Below are 11,804 nucleotides of genomic sequence, written 5' to 3'. Positions count from 1 at the left end.
CACCAGGAGGCTCACCATGAGCAGGCAGATTCCCGTCTCACATGATCACAGCCAGGCAACCCATCGTTTGTGAACGACTAGACGGAAGAGTCCAGGATGCACATCGGAGTTACCCGAGAGACCAAGCCGGGTGAGACCCGGGTCGCGGCCACGCCCGCAACTGTCGAACAGTTGGTCGGGTTGGGCTACGAGGTGGTGATCGAGGCCGGGGCGGGTGCGGGTTCGAGCATCACCGACGAGGCGTACGCCCAGGCCGGTGCCGCGATCGGCACGGCGGAGGAGGCGTGGGGAGCTGACCTGGTCTTCCGGGTGAACGCGCCTGAGCTCCCCGAAGTGGAGCGGCTCAAGGATGGCGCGACGCTGGTCGCCCCGCTCGCCCCGGCGGCCAGCGGCGATCTACTCATGGCGCTGGCCGCGCGCAAGATTGACGCCTTCGCGATGGACGCGGTTCCGCGCATCTCCCGGGCCCAGTCGCTGGACGTTCTCTCCAGCCAGGCCAACATCGCGGGCTACCGTGCGGTGATCGAGGCGGCACACCATTTCGGCCGGTTCTTCACCGGGCAGGTGACCGCGGCGGGCAAGGTACCGCCGGCCAAGGTGCTCGTCGCCGGTGCCGGTGTGGCGGGCCTGGCCGCGATCGGCACGGCCGCCTCCCTGGGGGCGATCGTCCGTGCCACTGATCCACGGCCCGAAGTCGCCGACCAGGTGTGAAGTCGCTCGGTGGTGAGTACCTGCCCGTGGACGTCGAGGTTGAGCAGTCGGCCGACGGCTACGCGAAGGACACCTCCGAGGCGTACGACACGCGGGCTGCGGAGATCTACTCCGAGCAGGCCGCGGAGGTGGACATCATCGTCACCACCGCACTGATCCCGGGACGGCCGGCACCGCGGTTGATCACGGCCGCCGATGTCGCATCCATGAAGCCGGGGAGCGTCGTCGTCGACATGGCTGCCGCCCAGGGTGGAAACGTCGAGGGCTCGGTCAAAGACGAGGTCATCACGACCGACAACGGCGTGACGATCATCGGCTACACCGACCTGCCCGCGCGCCTCCCGGCGCAGTCATCGCAGCTGTACGGCACCAACCTGGTCAACCTGATGAAGCTGCTCACGCCGGCGAGGAACGGGCAGGTCGCACTGGACCTTGCGGACGACCGTGGTCCACCACGGTGAGGTGCTCTGGCCGCCGCCACCGGTACAGGTCTCGGCGGTCCCCGCTGCGGCCGCGCCGCCGGAGTTGCCGGCGAGAAAGGTGGAGAAGAAGCTCTCCCCGACCGCGAAGCTGGCACTCGTCGCCACCGGATCGCTGGCGATCTTCCTGCTCAACGCCTTCGCGCCTGGGGAGATCACCCAGCAATTCACCGTGCTGACGCTGGCAGTCGTGGTCGGCTTCTATGTGATCGGGCACGTGCACCATGCGCTGCACACGCCGCTGATGTCGGTCACCAACGCAATCTCGGGGATCGTCGTGGTGGGTGCGCTGCTCCAGTTGACGGTGGCCGACAACGTGGTACTGGTGCTCGCCGGTGTCGCCACGACAGTCACCTCGATCACCATCTTCGGAGGCTTCGCAGTCACTCGCCGGATGCTCGCAATGTTCCAGAAGGCGTGATCTGAAATGGACATCCTCTCGATCTCCAGTGCGGCGTACCTGGTAGCCGCCCTCCTCTTCGTCCTGTCACTCGCTGGGCTCTCCAAGCACGAAACCGCCTCCCAGGGGTGGCTCTACGGCGTCGTGGGCATGCTGCTCGCCCTCGTCGCCACGATCCTGCAGGTCACCGACGCCGGCTCGGTCACCTCCGTCATCGTCCTCGGGTCCGCCGTCGCGGTCGGCGCGGTCATCGGGCTGTGGCGCGCGACGGCCGTGGAGATGACCGGCATGCCCGAGCTGATCGCGCTGCTGCATTCCTTCGTCGGTCTCGCCGCGGTGCTGATCGGCTGGAACGGTCACCTCGAGGGGGGCACGCACGCAGGCGGCATCCATCGTGCCGAGGTCTTCATCGGCGTCTTCATCGGCGCGGTCACCTGCACCGGCTCGCTCGTCGCCTTCCTCAAGCTCTCGGCGCGGATGAAGTCCGCTCCACTGCTGCTCCCGGGCAAGCACGTCATCAACGTCGGTGCACTGCTCGTCATCGTGATGCTCACGGTGCGGTACGTCATCACTCCCACGCTGGGTCTGCTGATCGCAGTCACGGCGCTGGCACTGGCGCTCGGCTGGCACCTGGTCGCCTCCATCGGCGGCGGTGACATGCCCGTGGTCGTCTCGATGCTCAACAGCTACTCCGGCTGGGCAGCCGCCGCCTCGGGGTTCCTGCTGGAAAACGACCTGCTGATCGTCACTGGTGCACTGGTCGGCTCCTCCGGCGCCTACCTTTCCTACCTCATGTGCAAGGCGATGAACCGCTCCTTCGTCTCGGTGATCGCTGGTGGCTTCGGGATCGAGGCCACGCCGTCGGGCGACCAGGACTACGGCGAGAACCGCGAGATCTCCGCGGACGACACTGCCGAGCTGCTCCTGTCGGCTTCGTCCGTCGTGATCACCCCCGGCTACGGCATGGCGGTGGCGCAGGCGCAGTACCCGGTTGCGGAGCTGACCCGGCTGCTGCGCGAGAAGGGTGTTGACGTGCGCTTCGGCATCCACCCGGTCGCTGGCCGGCTGCCCGGTCACATGAACGTGCTTCTGGCCGAGGCGAAGGTGCCGTACGACATCGTCCTGGAGATGGACGAGATCAACGACAGTCTGGCCGATACCGACGTCGTGCTCGTCATCGGCGCCAACGACACGGTCAACCCGGCGGCAGCCGAGGACCCGGGCTCACCGATCGCCGGGATGCCGGTGCTGCGGGTGTGGGAGGCCAAGAACGTGGTGGTGTTCAAACGGTCGATGGCTGTGGGCTACGCCGGCGTGCAGAATCCGCTCTTCTTCCGGGAGAACTCCCAGATGCTCTTCGGCGACGCCAAGATCCGCGTCGACGACATCGTGAGTGCACTCTCGAGGGTGCCCGCCTGAGCGAGGTGACCGCCTGTCGGTGAGAAGCCTCACCTGACGACCTGACGCGACTGGGATCAGCCCTGATCGGCGGCGGGCTTCGGGGAGCGCGCGGGCAGCACCGTCAGCCGCGTCACGGCGCGGGTGAGCGCGACGTGGAGCCGGTGCAGCCCGCGCGGTTCCGCGTCCGCGATGTCGGCCGGTTCGACGACGATGACGTGGTCGTACTCCAGCCCCTTGGCCGGTCCGGCCGGGACCGCGGTGACGCGGCTGTTCTCTGCGTCATCGAGGTCACCGGGGTGCTCTCCGACTGCGGCGAGCACCCCGCAGTCCGTCGAGGTGCCGGTCGGTGGCGATGACCCCGACCGACCCGGGCAGCGAGCGAGAGGCCTGCGCTTCGTCGATGATCACGTGACTGAGGCTGGGCTCGCGGTCGAGTAGCCCGGCGGCCTCGTCGCGCAGCACGGGCGGGGTGGGAGTGGCCGGCACGGGATCGCCATCCGCTGGGAGCCGCCGGGCCGCGCGAGCGACGACCGGCACGAACACCGCAACGACCAGCAGACCCGCCAACCCGAGGCCGACGATCAGCGGGCGTGGCGGCACCACCGCCAGGAGGGCGCCGCCGACCAGATAGCCGACCATCGAGCCACCCTGCACGGCGGCGCCGTTGACCGCGTACGCCCGGGCGCGGGACGAGTCCGGCACCCGCCGCGCGGTGAGCACGTTGACGAAGACGTTGTCGCCGCCGTTGGCCGCACCGCCGACGAGCCACAGCGGGATCAGCAGCGCCGCCGCCGGGACGCAAGCGGCGAGCATCACCACCAGCGAGCAGCCTCCAAGGGTCAGGAGCACCCCGCGGACCAGGACACCGTCATCGGTGATTCGCCGGGCCAGCCGGGCCGCGAGCCAGCTCCCCGGCAGCATGCCGGCCATCCAGGCAGCGCCGACCAGGCCGTACATGGTGGTCGAGGCGTCCAGGGTCTCCCGGATGAAGAACACCTCGACCACGTTGATGCCGCCGATCGCGGTGATGACCGCTGCGGTGGTCACCACCATCGTCACCATCAGCGGATCCCGCCGCAGCCGCCACTGCTCCGCCGCAGCGGGCGTGCCGGATGCGGCCCTCGGGCGCTGGCCACCCCGCCGGGTGCGCACCAGCAGCCCCGCGGCGACCAGGGCGAGATAGCACACCGCGTTCAACAGCAGTGGAACGCGCGTGCCGAACTGCCCCACCAGGAGCCCGGCGAGCACCGGGCCGCCGAGCGCGCCCACGGAGACGGCGGTCTGTTGGATCGCGCTGGCCCGGGGCAGGTCCTCCCGGCGCACCATGGCCGGGAGCAGCGCCGCCAGACAGGGCTGCGTCATCGCGAGCCCGCAGGCGAGCAGGCCGACCAACGCGACCACCACGAACGGGTGCTCGGCGTGGGCGAGCACCAGGCACACCAGGCACTGCGCCGTACCGACGGTGACCAGTAGGACCCGACTGTCGACGCGATCGGCCAGCCGGCCGGTCAGCGGTGCCAGCGCAACCAGCGGAAGGGTGGCCGCGAGGAGCAGCGCGGAGACGGCCAGGCCGCCCGCCCCGCGGGCCTGGAGGGCCAGCGCCAAAGCGGTGGCGGCGAGGAACTCTCCGCAGATCGTGGTGCCGCGAGCGGTGGCCGCCAGCCAGACGTCACTCCAACGCGAGGAGCCAGTTATGAAGGACATGCTTCGAAAATAATGCTTCAGAACTGGTCGGCACAACCCGTCATGCCAGGGGCACCGACCTGTACTGCACCGACACCGACCTCGCCCCGGCCGGCGGGGATGGTCGACTCCGCTGCCGGAACGGCTCGAACAGGCTGAGCACGGCCCGGTTCAGCTCGACCAACTCCTCGGCGGTGAGCAGCAGCAGACTGTCGCTGAGCAGCGCCGCGTCGTACCACTCGTCCGGCTCGTCCACGACCCGTCGCAACCAGTCCCGCGTGCGCTCCAGGTCGCGAGCCATGTGCGCCTCCACCAGCGTCCGCTCGGCGGCCCGCGTCTCGGGCCCGGCGGCCCGGTCGGCGTCGACCAGCCAGCCGCTGCCGACCGTCCGCCAGACCCGCTCCCGCGCGTCCCCCCGGTTCGGCGCCGGCTCGACCAGGCCGAACTTCGCGAGCGCCCGTAGGTGGTAGCTGGTCGCACTCGGCGACAATCCGACGATCTCGGCGGACTCCGTAGCCGTCGCGCCGTCTGCCCGGGTGCTCAGATACTCCATGATCGATATCCGGGCCGGGTGCGCCAGGGCCCGCATCACCTGCGGATCGCTGATCGTCATCCGGCGCTGCTCGGGATGCGCTTCCGTCATCCCGACATGATCCCGCCGTCCCGGCCAGCCCGACCAGCCACCTCGGCGAAACGCGGAGCACGGCACGGATCTCGCGGCGCCCGGTCAGCTCCGCTCTGGCCCAGCCGGGGGCCGACGGAAAACCGGTGGAGGAGCGCACAGCGGTGGGCGTAGGCTTGCAGCCCGCTTGACGGCCGGGGTGAGCTTCGCACCGCACCGGACGTCCCCGCGCCGGGCGCCAGCCATCCGCCCCCGGACACGCGAGCGATCAGCTGATGACATCGAGGGGAAGTCATCGTGACCGCAGCCGACCTCACTCTCGACCACGACCTCGCGGCGGAACGCGAGCACCTGAGCCGCTCCCGCGCCGCGTTGCGGCGGATGCGCGAGCGCGCCGAGGCGCTGTTCGCCACCGGCGACACGGTCGCCGGCGACGCGTACACCGCCGAGCAGCTCGGCCGGCACCTGGCCCGCCGGGTGGCCGAACTCGCCGACGATCCGACCACGCCGCTCTTCTTCGGACGGCTGGACTTCGGCGACGCGGACCGCGACCACGCGGGGCGGCGATACCACGTCGGGCGCCGCCACGTGACCGATGACCTCGGCGAACCGCTGGTGCTGGACTGGCGCGCGCCGGTGTCCCGGTCGTTCTACCGGGCCAGCGCCCGCGACCCGCAGGGGGTCGCGGTGCGCCGGCGCTTCGGGTTCAACAACGGCGTGCTGACCAGTTTCGAGGACGAACACCTGGACCGGGGGGAGGAACTCGGTCGGGCCAGCCGGATCCTCACTGCGGAAATCGAGCGACCCCGCGTCGGGCCGATGCGGGACATCGTTGCCACCATCCAACCCGAGCAGGACGAACTGGTCCGCGCCGACCTGGCCGACTCCATCTGCGTTCAGGGGGCACCGGGCACCGGCAAGACCGCGGTCGGCCTACACCGCGCCGCGTACCTGCTCTACCTGCACCGAGAACGGCTGCGGCGCTCCGGGGTGCTGGTGGTAGGCCCCAACCGGGCCTTCCTGTCGTACATCGCCGCGGTCCTGCCGGCGCTCGGCGAGGTGGAGGTCGAGCAGGCCACGGTGGAAGATCTGGTCGCCGGGGTGCCGGTGCGCGCGGTCGACGACCCCGCGGTGGCGACCGTCAAGCACGACGCGCGGATGGCCGACCTGCTCCGGCGGGCCGTCGACACGCACATCGGGGAGCCGACCGAGCCGATCGTGGTCTCGGACGGGTCGTTCCGCTGGCGGATCAGGCTGGAGGCGCTGCACCGGGTGGTCGAGGAGACCCGCCGGGCGGGGCTGCCCTACTCCGTCGGCCGGGAGCGGGTCCGCGCCCGGGTCGTCGGGCTGCTGCAACGGCAGGTGGAGGCCCGGCGGGCCGAGTCGCCGAGCGACGCCTGGCTGCGCCGGATGGCGAAGTCCAAGCCGGTGACCGCCTTCCTGGACGCGGTCTGGCCGGCGCTCACCCCGGACGGGCTGCTCCACTCGCTCCTCGCCGACCCGCGACGACTGGCCGCCGTCGCCGACGGCCTGCTCACCACCGAGGAACAGGCACTGCTCACCACCCCTGGAAGCGGCACCAGGCCGGGGCGCACGTCGAAAGCAACGCGCTGGACCGCTGCGGACACGGTCCTCGTCGACGAGGCCGCCGGGCTGATCGAGCGGCCGGCCGGCTACGGACACGTGGTCGTGGACGAGGCGCAGGACCTCTCCCCGATGCAGTGCCGGGCGATCGCGCGGCGCAGCGAACACGGCTCGATCACCCTGCTCGGCGACCTCGCACAGGGCACCGCGCCGTGGGCCGCCCGGGACTGGCGGGAGACACTGCGGCACCTGGGCAAGCCGGACGTGGCGGTGGTGCCGCTGACGGTCGGCTTCCGGGTGCCCGCCACGGTGGTCGCGTTCGCCAACCGGCTGCTGCCGTCGCTCGAGGTGGACGTGCCACCGGCCGAGTCGCTGCGCCACGACGGCACACTGGACACGCGGACCGTCCCGGACCTGCCGGCAGCGACGGTGGCCGAGGCACGGGCGGCGCTGGCACACGACGGGTCGGTAGCGGTGATCGCGGCGGACGACGCGGTCGACGGGCTGCGGGCGGCGCTGGCCGACGCCGGGATCGAGACCACGACGACCGACGACCCGCCGGCCACGGCGCGCGTCACGGTGGTGCCCGCGACCCTGGTCAAGGGCCTCGAGTACGACCACGTGATCGTCGTCGAGCCGGCGACGATCGTGGCGGCGGAGCCGCGCGGCCTGCACCGGCTCTACGTGGTGCTCACCCGGGCGGTCTCCCGGCTGACGGTGCTGCACGCCGCGCCGCTGCCCGCGCCGCTGATCGATGACTCAGCCGGACAGTGCTGAGGCGACCTCCCGCAACGGCCGGGCAGACTCACCGAGCGGCTCGGTGAACGCCCACCCGGGCGGCGCGCGGTCGACCTGAACTGGACCACGGTCGGCGACTACCCGTTGAGCCCTGTCCCGGTGGTACCGCCAGGGTCTGGATCGTGCCGCTGGCGGCCCTGGCCGGCGGGGCGCACCCCGCGGAACCCGGCTGGGCGTACCAGGCGGGACGAGGTCGCCGGTTCAGTTGACGTTCCCGGGTTCGCCCGCCGGACCGGCCACCGGCGGTGCCACGATGCCGGCAGGGCGTGCCGCCGGTGGCCCGCCCCGGGGCGGAGGGGGTCGACGTGAGCACCGTGCCGCCGGGTACGCCCTGCTGGACCGACCTGGCCACGCCGGGCCTCACCGACGCCCGCCGCTTCTATCCGGAACTGTTCGGTTGGACCGGCCGGGTCATGCCCGAGCCCGAGGCGGGCGGTTACACCGTCTTCCTCCTCCACGGCCAGGCGGTGGCCGGGGTCGGGCCGCCGGCCATCCCCGACCAGGTGCCCATCTGGTCGGTGTACGTCGCCACCGACGACGCCGACCTGGTGGCGGGGCGGGTCGAGCGGGCCGGTGGGCAGGTCGTCGTGCCGCCGTTCGAGGTGTTCGACCGGGGGCGGATGGCGGTCTTCAGCGACCCGGCGGGCGCGGCCTTCAGCGTGTGGCAGCCGATGGCGATGCCGGGTGGCGAGGTCTTCGACGTCCCGGGCGCGCTGAGCTGGACGGAGTTGGTCACCCCGGACCCGGGGGGCGCGAAGGCCTTCTACGAGTTGGTCTTCGGCTGGCAGCCCGACGACCAGCCGGCAGGCGGGGCCGGCCACACCGGTTGGCGACTCGGCAGCCGGATCGTGGCCGGGATGACCACGCCGCTCGGCGACGCTTTCCCAACCGACGCTTCCGCCTACTGGTCGGTCTACTTCGGGTCGGCCGACGTCGACGACACGGCGGCCCGCGTCGCCACGCTGGGCGGCACGATACTGGTCCCCCCACGCGACATCCCAGCCGGCCGCTACACCGCCCTCCGCGACCCCCAGGGCGCCCTCTTCAACGCGATAACCCGCCCCGCTCGCACGCCCTGACCCACCCGGCGCCACCTTCCGTGATCATGCACTTCCGGTCCGCTGAATGCTCCCTCCAGGCCGCCTTGTCCGGACACGATGGGCAGGATCGCGGACGTGCGACCGTGCGGAGGGAGGGAGTTGGTCAGGGACGGACGGGGACGACCAGGGGGCCGTGGTCGCCCTGGATGACCTTCACCGAGGCGCGGTAGTGGTGGGAGAGCAGCTCCTCCGTGAGGACCACGCGCGGTGTTCCGGTGGCGGCCACCCGGCCGTCGGCGAGCAGCACCATCCGGTCGGCGTACTCGCCGGCGATGGAGAGGTCGTGCATGGTGGCGAGCACAGTCAGGCCGTGCACCCGCCGGAGTTGGTCGACCAGTTCGAGGACCTCCTGCTGATGGCCGATGTCCAGGGCGCTGGTCGGCTCGTCCAGCAGCAGCAGGGTGGCGCCCTGGGCCAGCGCCCGGGCCAGGAAGACGCGCTGCCGCTCACCGCCGGAGAGGGTGACCAGCTCCCGGGCGTGAAAGCCGGCCAGGTCCAGCCGGTCGAGGACGTCGTGCGCGGCGGCCACATCGGCGACGGACTCCCGGCCGAGCGGCGGGATGTACGGGGTACGTCCCAGCAGCACGTAGTCCAGCACCGACATGCCGGGCGGTACCACCGGGGACTGCGCCACCGTGGCCACCACCCGGGCCCGTTCGCGGCGGCGCAGCGTCGCCAGCGGCGCACCGAAGAGCGAAACCGCGCCCGGGACGGGCAGCAGGCCGCCGACGGCGCGCAGCAGGGTCGACTTGCCGGCGCCGTTCGGGCCGATCACGGTGACCCACTCACCGGCCGCGACCCTCAGGTCCACACCGGCGAGGATCGGCACGTCGTCCAGCCGCACGTGCAGGTCACGCACGTCGACTGCCGGGACGTCAGCCGGACCCGCGGGCGCGCCGGAGTCGGGAGCCGAGCCGCTCATCCGAGCGCCCGCCGGGTGGTGCGCAGCACGAGGACGAAGAACGGGCCGCCGAGCAGGGCGGTGACGACGCCGATCGGAATCTCCTCCGGGGCGGCCGCGGTGCGGGCCACCACGTCGGTGAGCGCCAGGAACGCCCCGCCGAAGAGCAGCGACAGCGGCAGGATCACCCGGTAGCTGGTCCCGGCGAGCAGCCGAACGGCGTGCGGCACGATGATCCCGACGAAGCCGATCAGCCCGGACGCCGAGACCGCGGCGGCGGTGCCGAGCGAAGCGGCGGCGATCAGCAGGTAGCGCGACCGTTGCGGATGCAGCCCAAGGCTGGCCGCCTCGTCGTCGCCGACGGAGAGCACGTCCAGCTCGCGCCGGTGCAGCAGCACCACCACGGCGGTGAGCAGGAAGTACGGCAGAACCAGTCGCACGTCGTGCCAGCCGGCGGTGGCGAGCCGCCCGAGCAGCCACGAGTACACCTGCTGGATGCTGTCCGAGTTGCGTTGCAGCAGGTACGTCTGCCCGGCGGAGAGGAACGCGGAGACCGCCACCCCGGCCAGGATCAGGGTGGCCGGGGAGCGGCTCCGGCCGCCGGATGCCCCGAGCAGGTACGTCATGACGACCGCCCCGATCGAGCCGACGAACGCGGCCAGCGGGACGGTGACCGGCAGCCCGGTGATCGCACCGCCGGCGCCGACCCCGGCGGTGATCAGCACGGTGACGGCCAGCCCGGCCCCGGCCGCGACGCCGAGCAGATACGGATCGGCCAACGGGTTGCGGAACACGCCCTGGTAGGCAGCGCCGGCCAGGGCGAGTAGCCCGCCGACCAGCAAACCGAGCACGACCCGGGGCAGCCGCAGCTCGGTGACGATGGCGATCTCCCGCTCGGTCAGCCCGCTGTCGAGACGTACCCCCGGGAGGAGGTTGAGCAGCTCGACCGCGACGCTGCCCGGCGGGAGGCTGACCGGGCCGAGGGACACGCCGGCGACCACGGCGACCAGCACGGCGGCCAACCCGGCGACGAGCCAGCGGGGCCGCAGCCCGGCCGGCCGGGACACCGGTGGTGTCCCGGCCGGCCGGATGGCGGGTGCCGTCGTCATTGTGGGGCGAGCGTCACGCGGGCACCTTGGCCGTCGCGTCGACGACGGCGCGCAGCAGGTCGACCACGCGCGGCCCCCACCGCGAGGCGATGTCGTCGTCGAGCGCCACGACCTGGTTGTCCTTCACCGCGGTGATCTCGGCCCAGCCGGCGCGGGCCCTGACCGTCTCCGCGCTCTGCTGGCAGCACTTGGTGTCGGCGAGGAAGACGAAGTCGGGGTTCGCCTTGACGATGACCTCCTGGGAGAGCTGCGGGTAACCGCCGCTCTTTCCGTCCGCGTCGGCCGCGTCGGCGATGTTCTCCAGCCCGGCCAGGGCGTAGATCGAGCCGATGAAGGTCTTGCTGGTGGCGGTGTACAGCTCGGGACCCAACTCGTGGAAGTAGGTCAGCTTCGCCGACCGCTGCGGCAGGTCCTTGACCAGCTTGGTGATGTCGTCCTTCATTCGGGTGACCACGTCGGCCGCCTCGGTCGGGTGTCCGGTCAGCGCGCCCAGGTCGGTGATCTGCCGGTAGGTGTCGTCGAGTGTGGTCGCGGACGGGTTGAGCAGGACCGGGATCTTCAGCGTGGTGAGCTGGTCGACGATCTTGTTGGTGTCGTTGGCGAGCACCACCAGGTCGGGGGCCTTGGCGGCGATCGCCTCGGCGTTCGGCTGAAAGCCGGACAGGTCGGACTTCGGCGCCTCAGCCGGGTAGTTCGAGTTGTCGTCGACGGCGGTTACCTGGGTGCCCGCGCCGATGGCGAAGAGCATCTCGGTGGCCGTCGGAGACAGCGAGACGATCTTCTCCGGTCGCTGTTCGAGGGTCAGCGCGCCGACGGTCACCGGGTAGGTGGCGGCGGTCGACGGGCTGCCGCCGGCCGCGGGAGTGTCGGTGGTCTTCTCGGCGCAGGCACCGAGGGCGAGTGCGGCCACCGCGAGGGTCGCGGCGAAGAGCCGGGGGGCACGTCTGGACATCGGTCCTCCTGTCGGTCGAGGAGCGTGGTCCTCGCCGACCGGGAGCCGGGGCGCCCGTGCCCGC

Annotated in this window: 12 protein-coding genes; 6 read left to right on the top strand and 6 right to left on the bottom strand. The window is 71.7% G+C overall.

Annotated features, from left to right (window positions below; all coding sequences use genetic code 11):
• Positions 1 to 96 precede the first annotated feature (96 nt).
• The 4 genes from QTQ03_RS21655 to pntB are packed head-to-tail and all read left to right on the top strand — an operon-like array spanning position 97 to position 3,009.
• Entirely contained in the window at positions 97 to 711 is a 615-nt protein-coding gene (locus tag QTQ03_RS21655) for a hypothetical protein (RefSeq protein ID WP_289279626.1), read from the top strand.
• Positions 708 to 1,172 (top strand): hypothetical protein, encoded by a 465-nt coding sequence (locus QTQ03_RS21650; protein ID WP_289279625.1) that lies wholly within the window; start codon positions 708 to 710, stop codon positions 1,170 to 1,172. Before QTQ03_RS21655 ends, QTQ03_RS21650 begins: the two co-directional genes overlap by 4 nt.
• Positions 1,144 to 1,611, top strand: coding sequence for a proton-translocating transhydrogenase family protein (locus QTQ03_RS30750; protein ID WP_289279624.1), 468 nt, complete (start codon positions 1,144 to 1,146; stop codon positions 1,609 to 1,611). Before QTQ03_RS21650 ends, QTQ03_RS30750 begins: the two co-directional genes overlap by 29 nt.
• Positions 1,612 to 1,617: 6 nt before the next feature.
• Positions 1,618 to 3,009 carry a Re/Si-specific NAD(P)(+) transhydrogenase subunit beta gene (pntB, locus tag QTQ03_RS21640; protein WP_289279623.1) on the top strand — a complete coding sequence of 464 codons (1,392 nt, stop codon included), beginning with the start codon at positions 1,618 to 1,620 and terminating at the stop codon, positions 3,007 to 3,009.
• Between the two features lie 56 nt (positions 3,010 to 3,065).
• On the opposite strand, the gene QTQ03_RS30745 is transcribed toward pntB, so the two are convergent.
• Genes QTQ03_RS30745 through QTQ03_RS21630 form a run of 3 tightly spaced genes read right to left on the bottom strand, consistent with a single transcriptional unit; the run spans position 3,066 to position 5,317 of the window.
• Positions 3,066 to 3,311, bottom strand: a complete 246-nt coding sequence (locus tag QTQ03_RS30745; RefSeq protein WP_502889803.1) for an ATP-binding domain-containing protein — start codon at positions 3,309 to 3,311, stop codon at positions 3,066 to 3,068.
• A complete protein-coding gene (locus tag QTQ03_RS21635) occupies positions 3,280 to 4,695 on the bottom strand; it encodes an MFS transporter (RefSeq protein WP_502889802.1) in 1,416 nt (471 codons plus the stop codon). The genes QTQ03_RS30745 and QTQ03_RS21635 overlap by 32 nt, the downstream gene beginning before the upstream one ends.
• A 40-nt stretch (positions 4,696 to 4,735) precedes the next feature.
• The gene (locus QTQ03_RS21630; RefSeq protein WP_289279622.1) at positions 4,736 to 5,317 is read right to left on the bottom strand and encodes a helix-turn-helix domain-containing protein; all 582 of its coding nucleotides are present in this window, start codon (positions 5,315 to 5,317) and stop codon (positions 4,736 to 4,738) included.
• A gap of 276 nt (positions 5,318 to 5,593) precedes the next feature.
• On the opposite strand from QTQ03_RS21630, the gene QTQ03_RS21625 reads away from it, so the two are divergent.
• Both QTQ03_RS21625 and QTQ03_RS21620 read left to right on the top strand, forming a co-directional pair.
• Positions 5,594 to 7,657 (top strand): HelD family protein, encoded by a 2,064-nt coding sequence (locus QTQ03_RS21625; protein ID WP_502889801.1) that lies wholly within the window; start codon positions 5,594 to 5,596, stop codon positions 7,655 to 7,657.
• Positions 7,658 to 7,983: 326 nt separating this feature from the next.
• Positions 7,984 to 8,757 (top strand): VOC family protein, encoded by a 774-nt coding sequence (locus tag QTQ03_RS21620; protein ID WP_289279621.1) that lies wholly within the window; start codon positions 7,984 to 7,986, stop codon positions 8,755 to 8,757.
• Between the two features lie 124 nt (positions 8,758 to 8,881).
• On the opposite strand, the gene QTQ03_RS21615 is transcribed toward QTQ03_RS21620, so the two are convergent.
• From QTQ03_RS21615 to QTQ03_RS21605, 3 genes are read right to left on the bottom strand one after another with little or no spacing between them, the layout of a single operon-like run.
• Positions 8,882 to 9,700, bottom strand: a complete 819-nt coding sequence (locus QTQ03_RS21615) for an ABC transporter ATP-binding protein (RefSeq protein WP_289279620.1) — start codon at positions 9,698 to 9,700, stop codon at positions 8,882 to 8,884.
• Positions 9,697 to 10,788, bottom strand: coding sequence for a FecCD family ABC transporter permease (locus QTQ03_RS21610; RefSeq protein ID WP_289279619.1), 1,092 nt, complete (start codon positions 10,786 to 10,788; stop codon positions 9,697 to 9,699). Before QTQ03_RS21610 ends, QTQ03_RS21615 begins: the two co-directional genes overlap by 4 nt.
• Positions 10,789 to 10,801: 13 nt before the next feature.
• On the bottom strand, positions 10,802 to 11,740 hold the full coding sequence (locus QTQ03_RS21605; protein ID WP_289279618.1) for an ABC transporter substrate-binding protein: 939 nt from the start codon (positions 11,738 to 11,740) through the stop codon (positions 10,802 to 10,804).
• Between the last annotated feature and the right edge of the window lie 64 nt (positions 11,741 to 11,804).

This window comes from Micromonospora sp. WMMA1363, from assembly GCF_030345795.1.
Taxonomy (GTDB): Bacteria; Actinomycetota; Actinomycetes; order Mycobacteriales; family Micromonosporaceae; genus Micromonospora.
This window is presented reverse-complemented; position numbering and strand designations above follow the sequence as displayed.